This is a genomic window from Pseudomonas paeninsulae, assembly GCF_035621475.1.
GTDB classification, from domain to species: Bacteria; Pseudomonadota; Gammaproteobacteria; order Pseudomonadales; family Pseudomonadaceae; genus Aquipseudomonas; species Aquipseudomonas paeninsulae.
Map to the genome: position 1 here is coordinate 325,153 of NZ_CP141799.1, position 23,941 is coordinate 349,093.

Below are 23,941 nucleotides of genomic sequence, written 5' to 3' on the forward strand. Positions count from 1 at the left end.
TGGCTGCATTCAGGCCAGCCCGGCAAGGCGGCGCAGACGGGCCTGGTCCTTGCTGTCGGCAGTGGGATCCTGTTCACAGGCGGCCAGACGCATGAGTACTACCTCGCGCTTGACACTGATGTTGGGCAGGGCATAGCAGGCGCCAATCAGTTCGCGCAGGGCCATGGGCAGCTGCCAGCGTACTTTCATGGCAATGGCGAAGGGTGCACTGAATTGGCCAAGGGCCAGCAATAGCGGCTCCTCGCTGAGGCTATGGCCGCGATTTTCCCAGGCCTGGGCCAGGTAGAGCACGCCGAGCTCGCCCATGCGGTGCAGCAGTGCCGCGCAATGAAACGGCGCCGGATCTAGGTTGCACTGGCGGGCCAGGGCGATGCTGGTTTCAGCCAGGCGTTCGCAGGCATCCAGATGGCCCTCGGCAAGCCTGCGCAACAGCGGGTTATCCAGGGCGCTGGACTGGCGCAGTGCCATGGCCATGGCTAGATTGAGGCTGGTCGCCGCGCCGAGTTTCTGCAGCGCTTCTAGCGGGCTGATGCAGGGGCGGCCTGCACCGTTGTAGGCGCTGCTGTTGGCCACGGTCAGCAGCCTGGCATTCAGGGCCGGGTCGTGGCGCCAGTCTTCGGCCAGCTCGCGCAGGCTCAGTTGCTCGCCCTTGAAACTTTGCAGGAGGCGATCGCGGATGCCCTTGCTCAGGGGCATATCCAGCTCGTCGGCCGGCAGTCGTTGCAGGTAAGTCAGGAAGTCTTCGTCGCTGACGGCGCGGGGCGCGTGATTCTCTGCCGCAGCCACAGGCAGCAACTCGTCCAGGCTGGCGGCTACGTGCGAGGCCCGGAAGGGTTTGCTGATGAAGGCGCTGACGCCCAGTGCGCGGACTTCTACCACGCTGCTGCGGTCGGTGCGGCCGGTGATCATCACCAGCGGTACTTCGCGGTTGTGCTGGTGCACCTGTTTGAGCAGTCGAGTGCCTTCGCCATCCGGCAGGTTCCAGTCGACGATTACCAGGTCGCTGGGCTGTTGTTGCCAGTCCGCCAGCGCCTCGGCCACGCTGCCCAGGCAGACGATCTCGGCGCTCGGGCGCAGGCTCAGTACGATCTGTTTGAGCAGATCGGCGATCCAGTGATCGTCTTCGAGAATCAATACCCGCATAGGTCTCAGTTCTTCCCTGGTTCTGCTGGCCATGATGCTTGATTGATCAGAGCGCCGCTACGGCTGGTTCCGGGGCAGGTTCGACCGGTTGTGGCCGGCCGAACAGATAACCTTGACCATAGTCGCAGCCGATCTGGCGGAGAAACTCCATCTGCTCCGGCCGTTCGATACCCTCGGCCAGAACCTTGAGGTCCAGGCTGTGGCCCAAGGCCACCACCGCGCGGGTAATCGCGGCATCGTCGTTGTCGTGGGGCAGGCCGCGGACGAAACTTATGTCGAGCTTGAGTTTGTGCACGGGTAGGCGCTTGAGCCGGGCCAGGGAGCTGTAACCGGTGCCGAAGTCGTCGATGGCCAGGCGGATCCCCAGGGCCCGCAGGCGCTCGAGCAACGCCAAGGCAGCATCCGGGTTGTCCATCACCGTACTTTCGGTGACTTCCAGCTCCAGGTAGGCGGGGTCCAGGCCGGTGTCGGCCAGCACCTGGGCCACCTGCAGATCCAGCCCGCCGCGGCTGAACAGCCGGCTGGAGACGTTGACGGCGACGAACCGTGGCGCCTGGGCTTGATGTTGCCAGCGGACCATCTGCCGGCAGGCTTGTTGCAGGACCCAGGCGTCGATGGCGCCGATCAGGCCGCTGTCTTCGGCGACCGGGATGAACTCCCCGGGGGCTACCAGGCCGCGTTGCGGATGCTGCCAGCGTACCAGCGCCTCGGCACCGATCAGCTCGCCGCTGGCCAGATCATGCAAAGGTTGGTAGTAGACGCGCAGTTCCTGGTTATCCAGCGCGTGGTGCAGGGCGCTGACTAGCTCGACGCGGTGGCGGGCGAACTCGGTCAGCTCCAGGGTGTAGAAGGCGTAGCCTTCGCGCCCGCTGCTCTTGGCCTTGGACAGCGCCGAGTCGGCATTGCGCAGGACCTGCTCGAGGTTTTCGGCATCGCCGGGAAACAGGCTGATGCCGATGCTGGCGCTGATGTAGAACTCCTGTTGGTCGAGGTTGAAAGGCGCCCCCAGGCTGTTCAGCAGTTGCTGGGCCAGGCTGGCAGCCTGGGAGGCATCCAGGCAGTGCTCGCAGAGCAGGCCGAACTCGTCACCGCCGAGGCGCGCCAGGGTCATGCCTTCGCCCAGTTGTGCGGCCAGCCGCTCGCCGACCGCCTTGAGCAGCAGGTCACCGATGTTGTGGCCCAGGCTTTCATTGATGTGTTTGAAGTGATCGAGGTCGATCAGCAGCACCGCACCTTGTTGTGCGGATTTGGCGCGTTTGATGGCGTTTTCGACCCGCTCGGTGAACAGCAGGCGGTTGGGCAGACCGCTCAGCGGGTCATGGTGGGCCAGGTGGTCCAGTTCGCCCTGCGAGCGCTTCAACGCGCTGATGTCGGAGAACACCGCGACGTAGTGGCTAAGCTCGCCTTGCTCGTCGTGAATGGCGCGGATGCGCTGCCACTGTGGGTAAATTTCGCCGTTCTTGCGGCGGTTCCAGATTTCTCCGCTCCAATTGCCCCGGCCAGCCAGCGCGTGCCACAGGCGTTGGTAGAACGCCTGGTCATGCCGACCCGAGCTCAGGACGCTGGGCTGACGACCGATAATTTCCTCGGGGCTGTAGCCGGTGATGCGGGTAAAGGCCGGGTTGACGTGGACGATTTGCTGGTTGCAGTCGGTGACCAGCACCCCGTCCTGGGTCGCATCGAACACGGCGGCGGCCTGGCGCAGGCTGTGTTCATTGGCGCGGCGTTGGCTGATATCGCTGGCGGTGCCGATAAAGCGCTCCGGTCGGCCCTGAGCGTCGAGTTGCAACTGCCCGCGTGACTGGATCCAGCGGTAGTCGCCATTCTGGTGGCGCATGCGCAAGGTCACCTCGAACGCCTCCTGGCTGGCGTTGTCCAGGATAGTGGCGATGGTTTTCTCATGCTGGGCGAGGTCGTCGGGGTGCAGTTGCTGCAACCAGCGGCCCCGGGTGTTGCCCAGTGCTTCGGGTTGCAGGCCGAGCAGGGTGGCATAGCCCGACGAGAAAAATACCCCGTTGCTGCATAGATCCCAGTCCCACAAACCCTCCTTGGCTGATTTCAGGGCCAGGTTCAGGCGCTCTTCGCTGGCGCGCAGGGTTCTGCGCAGGCGTGCCTGCAGACGCAGGTGGGAGCACAGGATCAGATACAGCAGGGCGCTGCTGAGCAGGACGAAGCACAGCCCCATGAGCAGGTGCACCTGTTTGGCACGTTCGGCAGGCAGTTCCAGGCTGGCCAGGAGGGCATCACTGAAGAGGACCCACAGTCCGGCAGCCAGCAGGTAGGTCAGGGTCAGGCGAACCGCTCCTTGGGGTAGGTTCATAAGGTGTCGATCGGCTCTTTTAGTTGGGCACTGTGATAGTAGTGCAGGCAGCGGCTCGGCATTGTTATCTAAAAGACCAACTGGTTTTCTGATCCGTGTCAGGGATAATGCACTGTGGCCTGAGTCTCTCGGGCACGCCATGTTTTCCTTTCAAGAGGCACCCGGCTCATGTGGTACAACGGTTTTCTTGACCTGTCGGTCTGGCAGTTGATCGCGGTCGTTCTGGTGATGACGCACATCACCATTGTCGGCGTCACGGTGTACCTGCACCGCTATTCGGCCCATCGCGCGTTGGAACTGCATCCCGCGCTGAAACACTTCTTTCGTTTCTGGCTGTGGTTGACCACGGGGCAGAACACCCGCGAATGGACCGCCATCCACCGTAAGCACCACGCCAAGTGCGAAACCGTCGACGATCCGCACAGCCCGGTGATCAAGGGCCTGGGCACGGTATTGCGCACCGGCGCCGAGCTCTATCAGCAAGAGGCGAAGAACCCGGATACCCTGCGCATCTACGGCAAGAACTGCCCGGACGACTGGGTCGAGCGCAACCTCTATTCGCGCTATACCTTTGGCGGCGTGATCCTGATGGCGCTCATCGACCTGGCGCTGTTCGGCGTGATCGGCATCAGCGTCTGGGCGATCCAGATGATGTGGATTCCCGTCTGGGCGGCCGGGGTGGTCAACGGTCTCGGTCATGCCATCGGCTATCGCAACTTCGAATGCCGCGACGCCGCCACCAATTTGCTGCCCTGGGGCATCCTGATCGGCGGTGAAGAACTGCACAACAATCACCATACCTATCCCAACTCGGCCAAGCTGTCGGTGCGCAAGTGGGAGTTCGACATGGGCTGGGCCTGGATCCAGCTGTTCAGCTTGTTCGGGCTGGCCAAGGTGCAGCGCGTGGCGCCGATCGCCCATCGCATCGAGGGCAAACGCCATCTGGACATGGACACCGCCATGGCGATCCTCAACAACCGTTTCCAGATCATGGCGCAGTACCGCAAGCTGGTGATCGGTCCGCTGGTCAAGCAGGAGCTGGCCAAGGCCGATGCCTCTGTGCGCCATCAGTTCCACCGCGCCAAGCGCCTGCTGGGCCGCGAGCCGAGCCTGTTGCACGACCAGCAGCAGGCGCGTATCGACGCCATGCTGGCGCAGAGTCAGGCGCTCAAGGTGATCTATGAGAAGCGCCTGGCGCTGCAGCAAATATGGCTCAAGACCAGCACCAATGGGCATGACATGCTCGAAGCGATCAAGCAGTGGATCCATGAAGCCGAGGCCAGCGGTATCCAGTCGCTGCGTGATTTTGCCGAGCAGCTGAAGACCTATTCGCTGCGCCCGGTCGCCGTCGCCTGACCGCGGCTGATTGCCTGGCAAAGCCCGCCGTTCGGCGGGCTTTTTGTTTTCCGCGGCCGCCACCCACTATGCTGCGCTGATAGCTCCAACACTCACCAGGCTGGCGGTTGTTATGGACGAACGCAGCAACTCAACGCAGCAATTGGAAGACTTGACCCTGGCGCTGCTGCACAGTCGTGCCGAAGTCACGCGCCTGCGTGAGCGCGAGCGGCTCTTCAGCACCCTGCTTGGTAGCGTCAACGCGGTGCTCTGGGCGTTCGACTGGCAGGCGCAGCGGGTGATCTACGTCAGCCCGGCCTACGAGCGTATTTTTGGCCGTTCTGCCGCGTTGTTGTTGGCCGATTATGGCGAATGGCGCAACAGCATCTACCCGGACGACCTGGAATACGCCGCCGAGAGCCTGGCCAAGGTCCTGGAAACCGGGGCGGTGGAAGTCCGCGAGTACCGCATCATTCGGGCCGACGGGCAGTTGCGCTGGCTCAGCGACAAATGCTTCTTCAGTCGCTCGAGTGAGGCCGAGCAGGCGCAGATCATCGTCGGCATCGCCGAAGACATCACCGACAAGAAACAACTGGAAGGCGAGCTGCATCGCCTGGCGACCACCGATGTGCTGACCCAGAGCAGCAACCGTCGGCACTTCTTCGAGTGTGCCCAGCGTGAGTTCGAGCACGCCCGCCAGTTTGGCAGTCCATTGGCCTTCCTGTTGCTCGACATCGACGACTTCAAGCAGATCAACGACCGCTACGGTCATCAGATGGGCGACCAGGTATTGCAACGCCTGGCCAGTTGCGGCGCGTTGGTGGTGCGCAGTGGTGATCTGTTCGGCCGCATCGGCGGTGAAGAATTCGCCGCGTTGTTTGCGGGCTGCGAGCCAGCGCTGGCCGAGCAGGTCGCCGAGCGCTTGCAGCGAGAGGTGCAGCGTTTGCGCTTCAGTCACCAGCAGACGGCGTTCGGCATCACGGTGAGCCAGGGGTTGACCAGCTTGCGTGGGGACGACTCGAGCCTGGATATGCTATTTGCGCGCGCCGATGCGGCGATGTATCAGGCCAAGCGCCAAGGCAAGAATCAGATCGTGCTCGACTGATTGGGCATGGCGCGCTTGGCGAAAATCCGCCGTTAGCGCGCTTGTGGTCGGCGATAATCCGCCTGTTTGTTCTTCCCGCGACTCTGCAATGGAGTCCGTGTGCTCCAGCCAAAGTCCCGCGCTAGAGGTGTTGCTGCTCGGCGGCCGGAGACTGGCACAGTAACTGCCTTAGGCTCTTCGACGCACTGATCGGCCTGCAGGGCCGGCACACAATAAAAATGAAGAGACCGCCGATGACATTCTTCCGTTTGGCTGACGATCCGCCTGCTCCTTTGACATTTGCTCTGCGCGGCACCGTACACCCCTGATTTTTGTTCGCCCCAGCGTTGGCCCGCTTGCTCTGGCGCCTGTTCGGCTGCCTAGCTGGCGAGGCCCGCTGGGGGGGAATCAACGAATTCGGTGCGTGCCTGCCTCTTCGTGGTCGAAGCCTGCGCCCGTGCCGAAGTGTCACCCTTAAAACACTGGAGAAAACCATAATGAGAAAGACCTCCCTGGCGCTGGCCATTGCTGCCGGCACCCTGGGCTTGTCCCTGAGCCAAGTCGCCAACGCTGAATTCATCAAGGACAGCAAGGCCAGCCTCGAAGCCCGCAACTTCTACTTCAACCGTGACTTCCGTCAGGCAGGCGATCCGACCCCCAGCCAGGCTAAGCAGGAAGAATGGGCGCAAGGCTTCATTCTGCGCATGGACTCCGGCTATACCGAGGGCACCGTAGGTTTCGGTATCGACACCATCGGCATGCTCGGTTTCAAACTGGACTCCGGTGGTGGTACCGCCGGCAGTGGTCTGTTGGTGCCGGATCGTTCGGGTGGTTCGCAGGACTACTCGTCCGACCTGGCGGTGGCCGGCAAGGCCAGGCTGTCCAAGACCACCCTGCGTGTCGGCAGCATGCAGTTCAAGAACATGGCCATCGCCTCCAGCGACAGCCGCCTGACCCCGCAGGTATTCAAGGGTGGCCAGTTGCTGTCCCAGGAAATCGAAGGCCTGACCCTGGATGGCGGTTATATCACCGAGGTCAACAACCGCAACTCGGGGGACTTCGAAGACCTGTCGATGACCACTGGCGGTCGTCGCGGCATCACTGTTACCGGCGACAAGACTACTGATTCTTTCCAGTTCCTCGGCGGCAACTACAAGGTCACCAAGGACCTGACGGCCGCGTACTACTACTCGAACCTGGAAGACCTGTACAAGCAGAACTCTTTCAACCTGGTGCATGTACTGCCGCTGGGCGAAGCTCAGAGCCTGAAGGCCGATCTGCGTTACGCACGCTCCACCGATGATGGCCGCAGCAACGTCGACAACAAGGCGCTGGGGGCGATGCTCACCTATGGCCTGGCAGGGCACAGCGTCGGCCTCGGCTATCAGAAGATGAGCGGCGACACCGGTTTTGCCTACCTGGCCACCAGCACCGACCCGTTCCTGGTCAACTATGTGCAGATCAGTGACTTCGCCAACAAGGACGAGACGTCCTGGCAGGCGCGCTACGACTTCAACTTTGGCAGCGTCGGCATCCCCGGCCTGACCTTCATGACCCGCTACCTGACCGGCGACAATGTCGACCTGGGCGCTGCCGGCGACGGCAAGGAATGGGAGCGCGACACCGAGCTGATGTACGTCTTCCAGGAAGGCGCGCTGAAGAATCTGGGCGTGCGCTGGCGCAATGCGATGGTGCGTTCCAACTTCACCAACGACATCGACGAAAACCGCCTGATCGTCAGCTACACCCTGCCGTTGTTCTGACCGCTGCCCCTTGATTAGAGGGGCTGCCGAGCGCGGCTGAGCAGTTGCATCCTGTTCAGCGGTGAAACACAAATAAGCCCGGACTCTGTTCCGGGCTTTTTCGTGGCTGTGTAGCCGATAACGTTTAATACCGTGGGCCCTGGATTGCGCCCGGGTTTATCCGGCTACGTAGCGGCGATTGATCGTCGATGGGTATCGCTGCGCTCATCCTACGAGAGCGGGTGTGCAATCCGGGGCGCTTTCTGCGGGTGCCATCGCCAAGTCAGATCTCGCCCGGAGAGAGGTGTTGTGGATTACTGCTTGCAGAATAATATATAAAAGAACATATTGTTTTTAGTTTAATTGAGGCCGGCCATGAACGCTCCCGAACAGACACTCGATGTCCAGCAGTTGCGCGCCAATGCCGCGGCGGCGGGGCAGTTGCTCAAGGCTCTGGCCAATCCAGATCGCCTGCTGCTGCTTTGCCAGCTATCGCAAGGCGAGCGCAATGTCAGCGAGCTGGAAAGCCTGCTCGGTATCCAGCAGCCGACGCTGTCGCAGCAGTTGGCGGTATTGCGGCGTGAAGGGTTGGTGGAAACCCGTCGCGAAGGTAAGCAGATCCACTACCGGATCAGCAGCCCGGCCGCCTTGGCGGTGATCAATACGCTGTATCAGTTGTTCTGCGCAGGAGAAACCGCATGAGTATCGATGGCATCGCTGTCGGTGGGCTCACTATCGACTGGTTGAATTTCACGCCCTGGAGCTCTCTCGCGGGCGGTGCGTTGATCGGCCTGGCAGCCAGTTTGTTTGTCCTGTGCAACGGCCGCATCGCGGGTATCAGCGGTTTGCTGGGCTCGGTGCTGGAAGGGGGCGAGGGTCGGGCGGAGAAGGGTATGTTCCTCCTCGGCCTGCTGCTGGCGCCGCTGCTCTGGGGCCTGTTCAGCGTGCTGCCGACGATCGAGTTTCAGAGTGGTTGGCTAAGCTTGTTGGTGGCCGGCCTGCTGGTCGGTGTGGGTACCCGCTACGGCTCCGGTTGTACCAGCGGTCATGGCGTCTGTGGCGTTTCCCGGCTATCGCCGCGTTCGCTGGTGGCGACGCTCGGCTTCATGGCCGCCGGGTTCGCCACAGTCTTTGTCCTACGTCATCTGTTGGGAGGTTGAACATGCGCAAGCTGAGTGCGTTGCTGGCCGGTGTGCTGTTCGGGATTGGCCTGCTGCTGGCCGGCATGGCCAATCCGGCCAAGGTGCTGGGCTTTCTCGATCTGGCCGGTGCCTGGGATCCATCGTTGGCGCTGGTGATGATTGGCGCCATCGCGGTCGCCGCGGGGCCGCTGGCCTGGGCCAAGGGGCGTGCGCAATCGTTGCTGGGCGCGCCGATGCAAATACCGTCCAAGCGCGAGCTGGATCCGCGCCTGATCGGCGGCAGTCTGCTGTTCGGCATCGGTTGGGGGATTGCCGGGATCTGTCCGGGACCGGCGCTGGCCATTTTGTTCAGCGGCCATTGGCAAATCATCGTTTTCGTTCCGGCCATGCTGGCCGGGATGTTGTTGTTCACCGCGCTGCAACGCCGGCGCGGCCTTTAACTCTGGAGCTCATCATGAACACCAATGTTGGCACCATCGACCGCAGCCTGCGCATCGCCGCCGGCTTGATACTGATCGGCCTGAGCGTGAGTGGCGCTATCGGCCTGTGGGGCTGGATCGGCGTCGTGCCACTGGCTACCGGCCTGCTGCGTACATGCCCGGCGTATTCGTTGCTGGGCATCAAAACCTGCAAACGTTCCTGAGCCTGTTGGCCGATGCGGTCATGCCGGGCGCTTTGCGGCGCCCAACTCAACACCCCTGAGGTATGCGAAGGAGGGCCGTCAGTATGCAAGCGCACATCGAAGCTTTTTTTGATCCTGCCAGCTTCACCTACAGCTACGTGGTCAGCGATCCTGCGACCCGGCGCTGCGCCATCGTCGACTCGGTGCTCGACTATGACCCGGCGGCCGGGCGCACCTCGTTCGAGAATGCCGACCGCCTGATTGCCTATGTACGCAAACAGGGGTTGAGCGTCGACTGGTTGCTGGAAACCCATGTGCATGCCGACCACCTGTCTGCCGCGCTTTACCTCAAGCGTGAGCTGGGCGGCCAGCTGGCCATCGGCGCGCAGATCACCGTGGTGCAGGACACCTTCGGCAAGCTGTTCAATGCCGGCAGCGAGTTCGCCACCGATGGCCGTCAGTTCGACCGCCTGTTCAGCGACGGTGAGTGCTTCCAGATTGGCAGCCTCGCCGCGCGGGTCATCCATACGCCCGGGCATACCCCCGCCTGCCTGACCTATGTGGTCGGCGATGCGGCCTTCGTCGGCGATACCCTGTTCATGCCCGATTACGGCACCGCTCGCTGCGATTTCCCCGGTGGCGACGCCCGGGTGCTGTTCCGCTCGATTCGCAAGCTGTTCGACTTGCCGAAGCAGACCCGTTTGTTCATGTGCCATGACTACAAGGCGCCAGGGCGCGAGGAGTTCCTCAACGAAACCACGCTGGCCGAGCAGCGTGCGCACAATGTGCATGTACGCGAGGGGGTCAGCGAGGATGAGTTCGTCGCCATGCGCCGCGCGCGTGACGCGACCCTGGGCATGCCGGCCCTGATTCTGCCGGCGGTGCAGGTGAACATGCGGGCCGGGCAGCTACCGCCGCCTGAGGACAATGGCACCCGCTACCTGAAAATTCCTCTTGATGTGCTTTGAGGCGATGCGGCTGGTCTCGCCAGCTGGCCTGTCGCGCGATCCTTTGGCCATGAATGCGCCGAGCGCAGGCTGTATCGACCGGGAGCCAGCCAGATGAGCCTGCGTCGCTGGCTGCCCTGCCTCGACTGGGGGCGGCGTTACAACCGCGCCACCGCCGCGCAGGATGGCCTGGCGGCGCTGATCGTCACCCTGATGCTGATTCCGCAGAGCCTGGCCTACGCCATGCTCGCCGGCCTGCCGCCGGTGACCGGGTTGTATGCCAGCATCCTGCCGCTGCTGGCCTATGCCCTGTTCGGTTCCAGCCGCACCCTGGCGGTCGGCCCGGTGGCGGTGGTGTCGCTGATGACCGCTGCCGCCCTGGGGCCGTTATTCCCCGCCGGCGGCGCCGAGTATGTCGGCGCCGCCATGCTGCTGGCGCTGCTGTCTGGACTGTTGCTCGCCGGCATGGCCCTGCTGCGTCTGGGCTTCGTCGCCAACTTCCTTAGTCATCCAGTGATTTCCGGCTTTATCAGCGCCTCCGGGATTCTCATCGCGGTCGGCCAGCTCAAGCATATCCTCGGTATTTCCGCCGCCGGCGAGACCCTCCAGCAGCTGCTGCCAGCGCTGCTGCACAACCTGTCGGCGGTGCACGGGCCGACCCTGTTGGTCGGTGTCTGCAGCCTGCTGTTTCTCTGGTGGGTGCGCGGCCAGCTCAAGCCTCTCCTGATGCGCCTGGGCCTGGGGGCGAACCTGGCCGGTAACCTGGCCAAGACCGGTCCGGTGCTGGCAATCATCGTATCGATCCTGGTGGTCGGCCTGTTGCAGTTGGAGCAGGCCGGAGTCAAGGTCGTCGGCGCAGTGCCGCAGGGCTTGGCCGGGCTGACCCTGCCGACCCTGGACTACCGCCTGGCCCTGCAGTTGTTGCCGGCGGCGCTGTTGATCAGCCTGGTCGGCTTCGTCGAGTCGGTGTCGGTGGCGCAGACCCTGGCGGCTAAACGCCGTCAGCGCATCGATCCGGACAGCGAGCTGCTCGGCCTGGGCGGCGCCAACCTGGCGGCGGCCTTCAGCGGTGGCTTCCCGGTCACCGGCGGTTTTTCCCGCTCGGTGGTCAACTTCGATGCCGGGGCGCAGACGCCCATGGCCGGCGTGCTGACCGCTGGCGGTATCGCCCTCAGCGTGCTGCTGTTGACCCCACTGTTGCACAACCTGCCGCAGGCGGTGCTGGCCGCGACCATCATCGTCGCGGTGCTCAGCCTGGTCGACCTCAAGGCGCTGACCCGCACCTGGCGCTATTCCCGCCAGGACGGCGCGGCGCATGCGGTGACTCTCGGCGGGGTGCTGCTGCTCGGCGTGGAGACGGGCATCCTGATGGGCGTCGGCTTGTCGCTGCTGCTGTTCCTCTGGCGCACCAGCCGTCCGCATGTGGCGGTGGTTGGTCAACTGCCGGGCAGCGAGCACTTTCGCAATATCGAGCGTTTCGACGTGGTGCAGAGCCCCAGCGTACTGTCGCTGCGGGTCGATGAGAGCCTGTATTTTCCCAACGCCCGCTTTCTCGAAGAGCGCATCGGCGAGCTGATCGCGGCGCGCCCGCAGGTCCGCCATCTGGTGCTGATGTGCCCGGGGGTCAACCTGATCGATGCCAGCGCCTTGGAAAGCCTGGAAGCCAGCGTCGAACGGCTGCATGCGGCTGGGGTGCAGCTGCACCTGTCGGAAGTGAAGGGGCCGGTGATGGATCAGCTACGCCGCTCGGATTTCCTCGAGCGCTTCGGTGGGCAGGTGTTCGTCAGCCAGTACCAGGCACTGTGCGCACTCGATCCGCTGAGCACACGGCGCGCCCTGACGCGAGGGTAGCGCTGAGCGCTTGTGAAAAAGCGCTCGCCTGCTGCTGCCGCCTCAAACTCGCAGGGCGGCTCGGGCGGCGTTCAGTTTGGAGCGCAGCGACAAGCCGCCAAGATTGGTGCCGCGGCGATAAATCACGATGCACCGCCTGCGGGTAGGGCGGCCTCGGAGCGCAGCGACAGCCCGCCAGCAAAAGCGCCTGCTGTGACGTTGCGCAAGCTCTGCGCTCAGTCAGTTACAGCAAAAACAGCGTGGCCAGGCCGAGGAAGGCGAAAAAGCCGACGACATCGGTCACCGTGGTCAGAATCACGCTGCCGGCCAGCGCCGGGTCGATGCCCATGCGCTCGAGAATCAGCGGGATGCCCCAGCCAGCCAGTGCCGCGCACAGCAGGTTGACCAAGATGGCGACGCCGAGCACGGCGCCTATTCCCCAGTCGCCGAACCACAACACCGCGAGCAGGGCGATCACCACCGACCAGAGCAGGCCGTTGAGGATGGAGATGCCCAGCTCGCGATTGAGCAGGATGCGAATATTGCCTTTCTGCAGTTGGCCAAGGGCCAGGCCACGAATCACCAGAGTTAGGGTCTGGCTACCGGCGATACCGCCCATGCTCGCCACTATGGGCATCAGTACGGCGAGCGCCACCAGTTGCTCCAGGGTCGCCTGAAACAGGCCGATCACCCAGGCGGCGCTGAATGCGGTGACCAGGTTGATGCCCAGCCACACTGCACGCCGGCGTGAACTGACCAGCACCGGTGCGAACATGTCGGCTTCGTCATCGAGACCTGCCATTTGCATCAAGGCACGGTCCGAATCTTCGCGAATCAAATCGACCACGTCGTCGACGGTGATCCGGCCGAGCACCCGGTTGTGCTCATCGACCACCGGCGCGGACAGCAGGTCCAAGTCCTGGAACAGCTGGGCAACTTCGTTACCTTTGCGGGTCACCGCGATACCGCCGATATCGCGGTTCATCAACTCGGCTACCGGGCGCTCCAGATCAGCTGTGACCAGGCTGCTCAGGCGCAGGCCACCCTGGTAATGGCCTTTGCGGTCGACCACCATCAGCATGTCGGTCTGGGGTGGCAGCTTTTCCAGCAGACGCAGATAGCGCAGCACCGTGCTGACTTGGACATCGGCGCGGATCTGGATGGCGTCGGCGTTCATCAAGCCGCCGGCGGAGTCCTCGGGATAGGACAGCATCGACTCAAGCTGCTTACGCTGGCTGACGCTGCTGGCGTACAACAGTTTATTGCCCAACTCACCAGGCAAGGTTTGGATCAGGTCGACCCGGTCATCGAGTTCGAGGTACTCGGCCGAGGCGATCAGGTCCTCAAGGTCAAGCTCGAGTGCCAGGGCGACGAGTATTTCATCGTGCAGGAAGGTCAGGACTTTACCGGCCCGGTCGGTGTCGACCATGCTCCATACGCTACGGCGTTCTACCGGCGGCAGCGACTCGAGTAGCCCGGCGATCTTGGCCGGGTGCATGCGCTGCAGAATCTTGCCGACCCGCTTGAGCTTCTTCTGGTTCAGCGCATCGCGCACGGCTTCCAGGTGGTTGGCGCTGCCGTGTGCGTGTTCCTGTTCTGGCCTGGCGTGAGTCGTGTCCGTCGAGTCGCCGACCAGCTGGCTGATCAACTCGATACTCAGGTGGGGCAGGATGCGCCCTTCGAGTGCGGGATCGATCTGTTGCCACAGCGCCATGCGCTGCTCGGCTTCAAGCCTCTCAAGCATGGCGGCGATCTTGGCCGGATGCATGCGGCTGAGATACTTCCGCGCACGTTTGTTTCTTCCGGCGCTGAGGGCCTGAATTATATGTTCGCTGTCAGTCAGCGTGTGGTTCTCGTCACTGAGATGTGGAGCCGGCTTGTTCGGATTCATGGCCGCCAGAGTAACACCGGAGCCAGGACTGCCGGATGGCAAATCCTCGGCTGGTGCCCGGGCAGGCGAGGGCGGGGAGCCCTCGCCTGCCCGGATTCGCTCAAGCGCGTTGCGGCGCCGGCTGCTGCTGGGTGATGCAGTGGATGTTGCCGCCGCCGAGCAGGATCTCGCGGCCCGGCACCAGCACCACCCGGTGCTCGGGGAACAGCCGTTCGAGAATGGCGCGGGCTTGCTCGTCCTTGCTGTCGTCGAAGCTGGGCGCGACGATGCCGCCGTTGACGATCAGGAAATTGACGTAGGAGCCGGCCAGTCGCACGGCGGGGCTGCGCTCCTGGCTGCCGGCGACCAGATCGACCCCGGCGCACTCTGCGGCCGTGGCATGCAGCGGGCCGGGGATCGGCATCTTGTGCACGATCAGTTGGCGGCCCTTGGCATCACGCGCCTGTTCCAGCACGCGCATGGCGGCCTGGCAGCGCGGGTAGTTGGGGTCGCTGGCGTCGTCGGTCCAGGCCAGCAGCACTTCGCCGGGGCGCACGTAGCAGCAGAAGTTGTCGACGTGGCCGTCGGTCTCGTCGTTGAACAAGCCGTCCGGCAGCCAGATCACCGTGTCGATGCTCAGGTGTTCGCGCAGCACCGCTTCGATCTGTGCGCGATCCAGGTGCGGGTTGCGGTTGCGGTTGAGCAGGCATTCCTCGGTGGTGATCAGGGTGCCTTCGCCGTCGACGTGGATCGAACCGCCCTCGAGGACGAAGCCTTCGGTGCGGTAGCGCGCGCAGCGCTCGATCTCGAGGATCTTGCTGGCCACCTGGTCGTCGCGCTGCCATGGCGCGTACAGGCCGCCATCGAAACCGCCCCAGGCATTGAAACTCCAGTCGACGCCGCGGATTTCACCCTGCTGGTCGGTGACGAAGGTCGGCCCGGTGTCGCGCACCCAGGCATCGTCGCTGCTGACTTCCAGCACGCGAATGTTGCCGTGGTCGAGGCGGGCGCGGGCGTTTTCGTACTGCCCCGCCGAGACGCAGATGGTCACCGGCTCGAACTCGGCGATGGCCTTGGCCACTGCGGTAAAGGCGGTCTGCGCCGGCTTGCCGCCGAGGCGCCAGTTGTCCGAACGCTCGGGCCAGACCATCCAGGTCTGGCTGTGGGCTTCCCACTCGGCCGGCATGCGGAAGCCGTCGGCGCGCGGGGTGCTGTTGAGGATGGTCATGATTCACCTGTAGCCCGGATGCAATCCGGGGTGATCGTTCCAGAGGACTCCCGGATTGCATCCGGGCTACGCACAGGCCGTAGGATGGGATGAGCGTAGCGATACCCATCGATGGGTATCGGCGCTACGCGCCTCAACCCATCCTACGCGGCAGCAAATTATGCCGACGGCATGTCGCCGTCCAGGGTCTTGATCGACCCATAGAGGTTCGGCCGGCGGTCGCGGAAGCTGCCCCAGGCGCTGCGTGTGTGCTCCAGTTGATCGAGGTCGAAGCTGTGCACCAGCACACCTTCCTCGGTCTGGTTCAGCTCTTCGACCTTGGCACCGAACTGGTCGGCGATGAACGAGGAGCCATAGAAGTTGATGTGGTAATCGCCCTGGTCTTCGCGGCCGATGCGGTTGCTCGCCACCAGCGGCATCAGGTTGGCGCCGGCATGGCCCTGCTGCACGCGCTGCCAGTGCTCGCGCGAGGTGATGGTCGGGTCATGCGGCTCGGTGCCGATAGCGGTCGGGTAGAACAGAATCTCGGCGCCGAGCAAAGCCATGCTGCGCGCGCACTCGGGGAACCACTGGTCCCAGCAGATGCCCACGCCGATCTTGGCGTAGCGGGTGTTCCACACCTTGAAGCCGGTGTCGCCCGGGTTGAAGTAGTACTTCTCGTGGTAGCCAGGGCCATCCGGGATGTGGCTTTTGCGATAAGTCCCCAGGTTGCTGCCATCGGCGTCGATGATCACGATGCTGTTGAACCGCGCGCGCCCGGCCAGCTCGAAGAAGCTGATCGGCAGCACCACCTGCAGTTCCTTGGCGATCTTCTGGAAGTGGGCAATGGCTTCGTTGGCTGCCACCGTGGTCGCCAGTTGCAGGTAGTCCGGGTTGGGCTTCTGGCAGAAGTACGGAGTTTCGAACAGTTCCTGGATCAGGATGATCTGCGCGCCTTGGGCGGCGGCTTGGCGCACCAGCTTCTCGGCGTTGGCGATGTTGGCGGCGCGATCCCAGGAACAAGCCATCTGGGTCGCGGCGACGGTGACGATGCGGGACATGGAAACACCTCGTAGGGGCAATGAACGGTGGTCGTTACACGCTAGCAGACGACCGATGACGACGCCGTGTCGGTGGGCGATTGAGTGACTTTATAATCGATAAAAATCCGTTTTAAAAGTGTATTTTGTGTTTTTGGTGATTTGTATCGATTATATAGCGGATAAATATCGGCTAATAGGCTTCGGCTACAACGCTGCCCCGCGTTTCGGCAGATAAGGCGGCAGGTACAGGCCCAGGTAGGCGTCGAACACGCGCATGCCTTCTTCGGCCAGGCGCGGGGTGATGCTGCCGTGCAGTTGCACCGAGCGGGCATAGACGCGGTCGCCCAGTTCCATGGCCAGGGCGAACACATCGACATCGTCGGGCAGGGTGGGCAGGGCGAAGTGCCGTTCGAACAGCACTTGCATCAACCGGCCCAGTTCGATGTCGTGCTGGCGGTCGGCCTGAGTCACCTCGCTCAGGCCGTGCTGGGCGAGGATCAGTTGCCGCGCCGCGGGATCGGCGGCGTAGATCGCCAGCATGCGCTGCTCGACGATGCGTGACAGATCGCGCCAGTCGCGCAGTTCTGCATGCGCGATGGGTGCCTGCAGGCTGGCGCGAAAGGCGGCGTGGATGTCGGCGGTCAGGCCTTCGAGCAGCGCCGGCACACTGGCGAAGAAATGGTAGACCGAGGACGCGGGAATGGCCGCGCGCTCGGCCACGCTGTAGATCGACAGATTGGCCGCGCCCTGCTCGGCGAGCAGCGCGCGGGCGGCGGCGAGGATCACGGTAATTCGTGCCTGGCTGCTGGCGCGGGGTTTGCGGGCGGTGGCGCTACGCTGCATGGCGATCATCTCGGCAAGGAACGCGCTATTGGACGCCAGCCGGTGGTGTGCAGGCAAGTCGGCTGCGTCGCATACGGCCGCCGCGTAGGCTGGGCCGGGCGGCGTTCCGCTTCAGCCCAGCACTTCCCGCGGTGGGCTGCAGCGATGCGCCGGCCGGCCCTACAGCGACGGGGCGCCGTCGCGAAAGCGCGGCCACACCCGATCGCGGGCCTGCCTGTGCTTTTTTGGTAACGCCTCCTGGGCATGCAGGCGGCGCTTGGTCTCGGCATTCGGGTAGAGACCGGGCTGGGTGCGCAGCGCCACGTCGAGGAACGCCTTGGAGTCGGCGTTGCCACTGGGGTAGAGGGTTTCCGTGGTGATCAGCGCAGCGACCTCAGGCTGCATCAGGTAGTCGATGAAACGATGGGCCAGGTCGGCGCGGCGGGCGTTGCGCGGGATCACCAGGTTGTCGATGAACAGTACCGAACCCTCATCCGGGACCAGAAAACGCACCGGCTGGCCGGTATCGGCGGCAGCCAGAGCGTCGCCGACCCAGGCCATGGCAACGCACAGGCGACCATTGTTGAGGTCATCGATATAACGCTCGCTGTCGACGTAACGCAGGTTGGGGCGCAGGCCGTCGAGCACACGGCTGGCGCGCTCGATGCGGCTCGGTGCGCTGCGAGTCAGGCGGCGACCTTGATAGTTGAGTAACAACGACAGGGTTTCGTCCGGCGCATCCAGCACGCTGATGCCACAACTGGCCAGGCGCGTGCTCTGTTCGGCGTCGAACAACAGGCTCCAGCTATCGGGTAGCGGGCCGCCGAACGCGGCTTCGGCCTGCGGGGTGTTGATGGCCAGGCCAACTGCGCCCCACAAGTAAGGCACCGCGTAACGATTGCCCGGGTCGACCGCCGCGAGCTTGCTCAGCAGTTGTTTGTCCAGGTGCTTACGGTTGGGCAGCAGGCTGAAATCCAGGGGTTGCAGTTGGCCGCCCTTGATCAGGCGTGGCAGGTCATTGTGCGAGGGCACGATGATGTCGATGGCCTCGCTCCCATTGAGCGCCGCATGCATTTCCTCGGCACTGCTGAAGGTGTGGTATTCGACGTGGATAGCGGTTTTGGCCTCGAAGTCTTTCAGCACTTGCGGGGCGATGTAGTCGTTCCAGTTGTATACGCGCAGGCTGTCCTCGGCCTTCTCCAGCGGGTCCGCTGGCGCGGAGTGGGCCAGTATCGGCAGTAGGGCGAGCAGTAGCGCAGTATAGAGGCGCAGCATGGGTTTCTCCTTGACGGTGCGTCCACGCCAGCTGGCGCGGCCGTTGGATGAGTGCGGCGAGCGTCCTCAGCTGAATTCTGCGCAGCACTATCCCGCCGCAGGCTTGCACGCGCGGATGATAGGGTCGTTGGCAGTTACAGCTGGATAAAACGACGCCGGCTCAAGGCCGGCGTCGGGTAGTGCTTACACGGTGTGCAGGTACCAGTTGTACTCGAGGTCGGAGATCGAGTTCTCGAACTCGGCCAGCTCGCTTTCCTTGCAGGCGACGAAGATATCGATGTATTTCGGGTCGATATAACGCGCCAGGATCTCGCTGTCGTCCAGCTCGCGCAGGGCATCACGCAGGTTGTTCGGCAGGCTTTGCTCGTTCTGCTCGTAGGAGTTGCCTTCCACCGGCGCCGTTGGCTCGACCTTGTTGGTCAGGCCGTGGTGCACACCCGCCAGTACTGCCGCCAGCAGCAGGTAGGGGTTGGCATCCGCGCCCGCGACCCGGTGTTCAATGCGCACGGCATCGGCGGTGTCATTCGGCACGCGCAGGGCGACGGTGCGGTTATCGATACCCCAGCATGGCGAGTTGGGCACGTAGTACTGAGCGCCGAAACGGCGGTACGAGTTGACGTTCGGGCAGAGGAAGGCCATCGAAGCCGGCATGGTTTCCAGCACGCCGCCAATGGCGTGACGCAGTGCATCGTTCTGTTCGGGCTCTTCGCAGGCAAAAATATTCTTGCCGTCCTTGTCGAGAATCGAGATGTGCACATGCAGACCGTTACCCGCCTGGTTCGGGTACGGCTTGGCCATGAAGGTGGTGTCCATCTCATGGTCGTAGGCGATGTTCTTCACCAGGCGCTTGAGCAGCAGCGCATAGTCGCAGGCCTTGATCGGGTCGGCGACGTGGTGCAGGTTGACCTCGAACTGCGCCGGGGCACTTTCCTTGACGATGGCGTCGGCCGGGATGCCTTGCTCTTTAGCGCCTTCGAGAATGTCTTGCAGGCATTCGGCGTATTCGTCGAGGTCGTCGATCAGGTAGACCTGGGTCGAGTGCGGCCGCTTGCCTGACAGCGGCGAGAGCGGCGGCTGCGGTCGACCGTTCACATTGGCCTGATCGATCAGGTAGAACTCAAGTTCGAAAGCGGCACAAATAGTGAGGCCCAGTTCGTCGAACTTCGCAACCACCTGACGCAACACTTCCCGTGGGTCGGCAAAGAACGGCTCGCCTTCCATTTCGTGCATGGTCATCAACAGTTGCGCGGTAGGGCGCTTCTGCCAGGGTTCATTGCACAGGGTGTTGGGGATGGGGTAGCAGACACGGTCGGCATCGCCGATATCCAGGCCCAGGCCAGTGCTTTCCACTGTCGAGCCATTGATATCCAGAGCGAACAAAGACGCCGGGAGGTTGATGCCGCGTTCGTAAACCTTGTGCAGGCTCGCACGCTCGATGCGCTTGCCGCGCACCACTCCATTCATATCTGCAATGAGAAGGTCGACGAACAGGACCTCAGGATGTTTCTTAAGGAACGCGTTCGCTTCGTTAAGCTGAACGGCACGCGGGGGTACCGACATGATGCAACACCTTTATTGTTAAAAATATCAATCATTGAACTGCGATGAGCTGAGTCAATCTTAAACCTAGAGCTCTGTCAAGGGTGGTTTGTTTTGCTCTAAAAAAGCGCATTGAGGCCGTTTTTAGGGCGTTTCAGGGCAGTGTCACCTCCCTCGGAGCCATGGCTGGCGCGGTGCTCATTGGGGTGTGTACAATTTTTTACATGGCTATTGTGTAAAAAAATGAACAAGGCTAAGCTCCGTTTCAACCCACTAACAGCAATAAAACGGGTGTCTCATGTCGCGCCTGCCGTTGATCGGCGTTACCGCCTGCTCCAAGCAGGTGGGTCTGCATCTTCACCATATAACAGGTGACAAATACGTTCGTGCCATAGCGATCGGAGCTGGCGGCTTGCCGCTGATTATTCCGGCGCTGGGCGAACTGATTGATCAGCCGACCCTGCTGGAAAATCTGCACGGTCTGCTGTTCACCGGCTCACCGTCGAATATCGAGCCGCATCATTATAGCGGCTCGGCCAGCGAGGCCGGTACTGCGCACGATCCCGAACGCGACCGCACCACGTTGCCACTGATTCGCAAGGCCATCGAGGCAGGCGTCCCTGTGCTCGGCATCTGTCGCGGCTTTCAGGAGATGAACGTAGCCTTCGGCGGCACCTTGCAGCAAAAGGTGCATGAAGTGGCAGGCATGCTCGATCACCGCGAGCTGCCAGATGAGCCCCTCGATGTGCAATATACCCCACGCCACCTGTTGCGGGTGCAGCCGGGTGGCATTCTCGCGGGGCTTGGCTTGCCGAGCGAAATTGCCGTCAACTCCATTCATGGTCAGGGCGTTGAGCGTCTGGCGCCGGGCCTTCGAGTCGAAGCACTGGCGCCTGACGGGTTGATCGAGTCCTTCTCCGTCGAAGGTTCGCCAAGCTTCGCCTTGGGGGTGCAATGGCATCCCGAGTGGCAGGTGCAATCCAACCCGAATTATCTCGCCATCTTCCAGGCCTTTGGTGAGGCTTGCAGGAAGAGGGCGGGACTGTGCTGAGCCGACTATATATAAGCCGGCTCTAACCAACCCCGAGGTCTCTATGAGCAGCAAATTGGACCAGCTTTCGAGCTGGCTTAAAGAACGCAAAATCACCGAAGTTGAATGCATGATCAGCGATCTCACCGGCATTGCCCGGGGCAAGATTTCGCCGACCAACAAGTTCCTCGACGAGAAGGGCATGCGCCTCCCAGAGAGTGTGCTGCTGCAGACCGTCACCGGCGACTACGTCGAGGACGACATCTATTACGACCTGCTCGACGAAGCGGACATCGACATGTTCTGCCGTCCCGATGCCGATGCCGTGTTTCTGGTGCCGTGGGCCATCGAGCCGACCGCCATGGTGATCCACGATACGTTCGACAAGCAGGGCAATCCGATCGAGTTGTCGCCGCGCAACATTCTCAAGAATGTGCTCAAGCTGTATGCCGACCAAGGCTGGAAGCCCATCGTTGCGCCGGAGATGGAGTTCTACCTGACCAAGCGTTGCAGCGACCCGGACTTCCCGCTGGAAGCGCCGATGGGCCGCTCCGGTCGTCCGGAAGTCGGTCGCCAGTCGTTCTCCATCGATGCGGCCAACGAATTCGACCCGCTGTTTGAAGATGTTTATGACTGGTGTGAAATCCAGGGGCTGGATCTCGATACCCTGATCCACGAAGACGGCCCGGCGCAGATGGAAATCAACTTCCGCCATGGCGAGGCCTTGCACCTGGCCGACCAGATCACCGTGTTCAAGCGCACCATGCGCGAGGCGGCGCTCAAGCATGACGTGGCGGCGACCTTCATGGCCAAGCCGATCACCGACCAGCCGGGCAGCGCCATGCATATTCACCAGAGTGTGGTGGATATCAAAACCGGGCAAAACCTGTTTTCCAATGCCGATGGCAGCATGAGCGAACTGTTTATGCAGCACATTGGCGGCTTGCAGAAATACATCCCCGAACTGCTGCCGCTGTTCGCCCCCAACGTCAATTCCTTCCGCCGCTTCCTGCCGGATACCTCGGCGCCGGTGAACGTCGAGTGGGGCGAAGAGAACCGCACGGTCGGCCTGCGCGTACCGGAAGCCACGCCGCAGAACCGGCGAGTGGAAAACCGTCTGGCCGGCGCCGATGCCAACCCCTATCTGGTGCTGGCCGCCTCGCTGCTGTGCGGTTACATGGGCATGGTGGAACAGCTTGAACCGGGTGCGCCGGTCCAGGGCCGGGGTTACGAGCGGCGCAATCTGCGCCTGCCGATCACCATCGAGCACGCACTGGAGCGGATGGAGGCCTGCAAGGCGGCGGAAGAATACCTGGGCGAAAAATTCATCCGTGGTTACGTGGCGGTCAAGCGTGCCGAGCACGAAAACTTCAAGCGAGTGATCAGTTCCTGGGAGCGCGAGTTCCTGCTGCTCTCGGTTTGAGCGAACGGGGGCCAGGGCGCGAGGCCCGCGGCACCCGCTGATGGCATACATTTTTGAGGTGGATATGACGAAGCAAGCAAGCAACCCGCAAACCCTTGAGTGGCAGGCCATGAGCCGTGACCACCACCTGGCGCCGTTCAGCGACTTCAAGCAGCTGGCGGAGAGCGGCCCGCGCATCATCACCAAGGCCGATGGCGTCTACCTGTGGGACAGCGAAGGCAACAAGATCCTCGACGGCATGGCCGGTCTCTGGTGCGTGGCCATCGGTTATGGCCGTGACGAGCTGGCCGATGCCGCCAGCAAGCAGATGAAAGAGCTGCCCTTCTATAACCTGTTCTTCCAGACCGCTCACCCGCCAGTGCTGGAGTTGGCCAAGACCCTCGCCGAGATCGCCCCCGCCGGCATGAACCATGTGTTCTTCACCGGCTCCGGTTCCGAAGGCAACGACACCATGCTGCGCATGGTGCGCCATTACTGGGCGATCAAGGGCCAGCCGGCGAAGAAGGTGATCATCAGCCGCATCAACGGCTATCACGGCTCGACCGTGGCCGGCGCCAGCCTCGGCGGCATGAAGTTCATGCATGAGCAGGGCGACCTGCCGATTCCGGGTATTGAGCACATTGCCCAGCCCTACTGGTTCGGCGAAGGCGGCGATATGAGTCCGGACGAGTTCGGTATCTGGGCTGCCGACCAACTGGAGAAGAAGATTCTCGAAGTCGGCGAGGACAATGTCGCCGCCTTTATCGCCGAGCCAATCCAGGGCGCTGGCGGGGTGATCATCCCGCCGGACAGCTACTGGCCGCGCATCCGCGAGATTCTCGCCAAGTACGACATTCTGTTCGTCGCCGACGAGGTGATCTGCGGGTTCGGTCGCACCGGCGAATGGTTCGGCAGCGACTTCTACGGCCTCAAGCCGGACATGATGACCATCGCCAAGGGCCTGACCTCCGGTTACATCCCCATGGGCGGCCTGATCGTGCGCGACGAAATCGTCGAAGTGCTCAACCAGGGCGGCGATTTCAACCACGGTTTCACCTACTCCGGGCATCCGGTGGCGGCGGCGGTGGCGCTGGAAAACATCCGCATCCTGCGCGAAGAAAAAATCATCGAGCGGGTCAAGGCAGAAACGGCACCCTATTTGCAAAAGCGTCTACGTGAACTGGCCAACCATCCGTTGGTGGGTGAAGTGCGCGGTGTCGGCATGCTCGGGGCGATCGAACTGGTGAAGAACAAGGTCACCCGTGAGCGCTATCCGAGCGAGCTGGGGGCAGGGATGATCTGTCGCGGTCACTGCTTCGACAGCGGGCTGATCATGCGTGCCGTGGGCGACACCATGATCATGTCGCCACCGCTGGTCATCAGCAAGGCCGAGATCGACGAACTGGTAGACAAGGCGCGTCAGTGTCTCGACTTGACCGCCGCGCAACTTGCGGGCTGAAACACGTCGCTCTTTATCACGTTCAGCGGGCTACGCTGAACGTTGTAAAGCGGGTCGCGACCTTGCCAGACTGGGCTAGTGCGTTGGTTCGGCTCACCGGAAGGTGGTGCAGCCAGGCTGCGCATGTTC

General features: G+C 62.8%; 20 protein-coding genes. 12 read left to right on the forward strand and 8 right to left on the reverse strand.

The window, feature by feature from the left end:
- Window positions 1-9 precede the first annotated feature (9 nt).
- Together VCJ09_RS01390 and VCJ09_RS01395 are read right to left on the reverse strand one after the other, a co-directional pair.
- Entirely contained in the window at window positions 10-1,143 is a 1,134-nt protein-coding gene (locus VCJ09_RS01390; RefSeq protein WP_324732841.1) for an HDOD domain-containing protein, read from the reverse strand.
- A 46-nt stretch (window positions 1,144-1,189) separates the two neighbouring features.
- Window positions 1,190-3,463: a putative bifunctional diguanylate cyclase/phosphodiesterase gene (locus tag VCJ09_RS01395; protein ID WP_324732842.1), complete on the reverse strand. Its 2,274-nt coding sequence runs from the start codon at window positions 3,461-3,463 to the stop codon at window positions 1,190-1,192.
- Window positions 3,464-3,631: 168 nt separating this feature from the next.
- Here VCJ09_RS01395 and desA point away from each other — a divergent pair, with 168 nt between their 5' ends.
- The 9 genes from desA to VCJ09_RS01440 all read left to right on the forward strand — a co-directional run bounded on the left by desA (window position 3,632) and on the right by VCJ09_RS01440 (window position 12,186).
- Window positions 3,632-4,819 (forward strand): delta-9 fatty acid desaturase DesA, encoded by a 1,188-nt coding sequence (gene desA, locus VCJ09_RS01400; protein ID WP_324732843.1) that lies wholly within the window; start codon window positions 3,632-3,634, stop codon window positions 4,817-4,819.
- Window positions 4,820-4,931: 112 nt separating this feature from the next.
- Window positions 4,932-5,903, forward strand: coding sequence for a GGDEF domain-containing protein (locus VCJ09_RS01405; protein ID WP_324732844.1), 972 nt, complete (start codon window positions 4,932-4,934; stop codon window positions 5,901-5,903).
- A gap of 476 nt (window positions 5,904-6,379) precedes the next feature.
- The gene (locus VCJ09_RS01410; RefSeq protein ID WP_324732845.1) at window positions 6,380-7,645 is read left to right on the forward strand and encodes an OprD family porin; all 1,266 of its coding nucleotides are present in this window, start codon (window positions 6,380-6,382) and stop codon (window positions 7,643-7,645) included.
- A gap of 354 nt (window positions 7,646-7,999) precedes the next feature.
- Window positions 8,000-8,326, forward strand: a complete 327-nt coding sequence (locus VCJ09_RS01415; protein WP_324732846.1) for an ArsR/SmtB family transcription factor — start codon at window positions 8,000-8,002, stop codon at window positions 8,324-8,326.
- Window positions 8,323-8,784, forward strand: a complete 462-nt coding sequence (locus tag VCJ09_RS01420; RefSeq protein ID WP_324732847.1) for a YeeE/YedE family protein — start codon at window positions 8,323-8,325, stop codon at window positions 8,782-8,784. The genes VCJ09_RS01415 and VCJ09_RS01420 overlap by 4 nt, the downstream gene beginning before the upstream one ends.
- Window positions 8,785-8,786: 2 nt before the next feature.
- Entirely contained in the window at window positions 8,787-9,206 is a 420-nt protein-coding gene (locus tag VCJ09_RS01425) for a DUF6691 family protein (RefSeq protein ID WP_324732848.1), read from the forward strand.
- A gap of 14 nt (window positions 9,207-9,220) precedes the next feature.
- Window positions 9,221-9,409, forward strand: coding sequence for a YgaP family membrane protein (locus tag VCJ09_RS01430; RefSeq protein ID WP_324732849.1), 189 nt, complete (start codon window positions 9,221-9,223; stop codon window positions 9,407-9,409).
- Window positions 9,410-9,492: 83 nt separating this feature from the next.
- On the forward strand, window positions 9,493-10,356 hold the full coding sequence (locus VCJ09_RS01435) for an MBL fold metallo-hydrolase (RefSeq protein ID WP_324732850.1): 864 nt from the start codon (window positions 9,493-9,495) through the stop codon (window positions 10,354-10,356).
- A gap of 93 nt (window positions 10,357-10,449) precedes the next feature.
- The gene (locus VCJ09_RS01440) at window positions 10,450-12,186 is read left to right on the forward strand and encodes a SulP family inorganic anion transporter (protein WP_324732851.1); all 1,737 of its coding nucleotides are present in this window, start codon (window positions 10,450-10,452) and stop codon (window positions 12,184-12,186) included.
- A gap of 223 nt (window positions 12,187-12,409) precedes the next feature.
- On the opposite strand, the gene mgtE is transcribed toward VCJ09_RS01440, so the two are convergent.
- The 6 genes from mgtE to VCJ09_RS01470 all read right to left on the reverse strand — a co-directional run bounded on the left by mgtE (window position 12,410) and on the right by VCJ09_RS01470 (window position 19,942).
- Complete coding sequence (gene mgtE, locus VCJ09_RS01445; protein ID WP_324732852.1) at window positions 12,410-14,056, reverse strand: magnesium transporter; 1,647 nt, start codon at window positions 14,054-14,056, stop codon at window positions 12,410-12,412.
- Window positions 14,057-14,156: 100 nt separating this feature from the next.
- Window positions 14,157-15,263: an agmatine deiminase gene (gene aguA / locus VCJ09_RS01450; RefSeq protein WP_324732853.1), complete on the reverse strand. Its 1,107-nt coding sequence runs from the start codon at window positions 15,261-15,263 to the stop codon at window positions 14,157-14,159.
- 158 nt (window positions 15,264-15,421) lie between these two features.
- The gene (gene aguB, locus VCJ09_RS01455) at window positions 15,422-16,303 is read right to left on the reverse strand and encodes an N-carbamoylputrescine amidase (RefSeq protein ID WP_324732854.1); all 882 of its coding nucleotides are present in this window, start codon (window positions 16,301-16,303) and stop codon (window positions 15,422-15,424) included.
- Window positions 16,304-16,489: 186 nt separating this feature from the next.
- The gene (locus tag VCJ09_RS01460; RefSeq protein WP_324734572.1) at window positions 16,490-17,128 is read right to left on the reverse strand and encodes a TetR/AcrR family transcriptional regulator; all 639 of its coding nucleotides are present in this window, start codon (window positions 17,126-17,128) and stop codon (window positions 16,490-16,492) included.
- Between the two features lie 159 nt (window positions 17,129-17,287).
- Entirely contained in the window at window positions 17,288-18,382 is a 1,095-nt protein-coding gene (locus VCJ09_RS01465) for a polyamine ABC transporter substrate-binding protein (protein ID WP_324732855.1), read from the reverse strand.
- Window positions 18,383-18,565: 183 nt separating this feature from the next.
- Complete coding sequence (locus VCJ09_RS01470) at window positions 18,566-19,942, reverse strand: glutamine synthetase family protein (RefSeq protein WP_324732856.1); 1,377 nt, start codon at window positions 19,940-19,942, stop codon at window positions 18,566-18,568.
- A gap of 277 nt (window positions 19,943-20,219) precedes the next feature.
- Here VCJ09_RS01470 and VCJ09_RS01475 point away from each other — a divergent pair, with 277 nt between their 5' ends.
- From VCJ09_RS01475 to VCJ09_RS01485, 3 genes are all read left to right on the forward strand, one after another.
- Window positions 20,220-20,972: a gamma-glutamyl-gamma-aminobutyrate hydrolase family protein gene (locus VCJ09_RS01475; protein WP_324732857.1), complete on the forward strand. Its 753-nt coding sequence runs from the start codon at window positions 20,220-20,222 to the stop codon at window positions 20,970-20,972.
- A gap of 43 nt (window positions 20,973-21,015) precedes the next feature.
- Entirely contained in the window at window positions 21,016-22,374 is a 1,359-nt protein-coding gene (locus tag VCJ09_RS01480; protein WP_324732859.1) for a glutamine synthetase family protein, read from the forward strand.
- Between the two features lie 64 nt (window positions 22,375-22,438).
- A complete protein-coding gene (locus VCJ09_RS01485; RefSeq protein ID WP_324732860.1) occupies window positions 22,439-23,812 on the forward strand; it encodes an aspartate aminotransferase family protein in 1,374 nt (457 codons plus the stop codon).
- Window positions 23,813-23,941 lie beyond the last annotated feature (129 nt).

Excerpts from the sequence above, each read along its gene's own strand:
- VCJ09_RS01390 (WP_324732841.1), bottom strand. The coding sequence starts at position 1,143 with ATGCGGGTATTGATTCTCGAAGACGATCACTGGATCGCCGATCTGCTC.
- VCJ09_RS01395 (WP_324732842.1), bottom strand. The coding sequence starts at position 3,463 with ATGAACCTACCCCAAGGAGCGGTTCGCCTGACCCTGACCTACCTGCTG.
- desA (WP_324732843.1), top strand. The coding sequence starts at position 3,632 with ATGTGGTACAACGGTTTTCTTGACCTGTCGGTCTGGCAGTTGATCGCG.
- VCJ09_RS01405 (WP_324732844.1), top strand. The coding sequence starts at position 4,932 with ATGGACGAACGCAGCAACTCAACGCAGCAATTGGAAGACTTGACCCTG.
- VCJ09_RS01410 (WP_324732845.1), top strand. The coding sequence starts at position 6,380 with ATGAGAAAGACCTCCCTGGCGCTGGCCATTGCTGCCGGCACCCTGGGC.
- VCJ09_RS01415 (WP_324732846.1), top strand. The coding sequence starts at position 8,000 with ATGAACGCTCCCGAACAGACACTCGATGTCCAGCAGTTGCGCGCCAAT.
- VCJ09_RS01420 (WP_324732847.1), top strand. The coding sequence starts at position 8,323 with ATGAGTATCGATGGCATCGCTGTCGGTGGGCTCACTATCGACTGGTTG.
- VCJ09_RS01425 (WP_324732848.1), top strand. The coding sequence starts at position 8,787 with ATGCGCAAGCTGAGTGCGTTGCTGGCCGGTGTGCTGTTCGGGATTGGC.
- VCJ09_RS01430 (WP_324732849.1), top strand. The coding sequence starts at position 9,221 with ATGAACACCAATGTTGGCACCATCGACCGCAGCCTGCGCATCGCCGCC.
- VCJ09_RS01435 (WP_324732850.1), top strand. The coding sequence starts at position 9,493 with ATGCAAGCGCACATCGAAGCTTTTTTTGATCCTGCCAGCTTCACCTAC.
- VCJ09_RS01440 (WP_324732851.1), top strand. The coding sequence starts at position 10,450 with ATGAGCCTGCGTCGCTGGCTGCCCTGCCTCGACTGGGGGCGGCGTTAC.
- mgtE (WP_324732852.1), bottom strand. The coding sequence starts at position 14,056 with ATGAATCCGAACAAGCCGGCTCCACATCTCAGTGACGAGAACCACACG.
- aguA (WP_324732853.1), bottom strand. The coding sequence starts at position 15,263 with ATGACCATCCTCAACAGCACCCCGCGCGCCGACGGCTTCCGCATGCCG.
- aguB (WP_324732854.1), bottom strand. The coding sequence starts at position 16,303 with ATGTCCCGCATCGTCACCGTCGCCGCGACCCAGATGGCTTGTTCCTGG.
- VCJ09_RS01460 (WP_324734572.1), bottom strand. The coding sequence starts at position 17,128 with ATGCAGCGTAGCGCCACCGCCCGCAAACCCCGCGCCAGCAGCCAGGCA.
- VCJ09_RS01465 (WP_324732855.1), bottom strand. The coding sequence starts at position 18,382 with ATGCTGCGCCTCTATACTGCGCTACTGCTCGCCCTACTGCCGATACTG.
- VCJ09_RS01470 (WP_324732856.1), bottom strand. The coding sequence starts at position 19,942 with ATGTCGGTACCCCCGCGTGCCGTTCAGCTTAACGAAGCGAACGCGTTC.
- VCJ09_RS01475 (WP_324732857.1), top strand. The coding sequence starts at position 20,220 with ATGTCGCGCCTGCCGTTGATCGGCGTTACCGCCTGCTCCAAGCAGGTG.
- VCJ09_RS01480 (WP_324732859.1), top strand. The coding sequence starts at position 21,016 with ATGAGCAGCAAATTGGACCAGCTTTCGAGCTGGCTTAAAGAACGCAAA.
- VCJ09_RS01485 (WP_324732860.1), top strand. The coding sequence starts at position 22,439 with ATGACGAAGCAAGCAAGCAACCCGCAAACCCTTGAGTGGCAGGCCATG.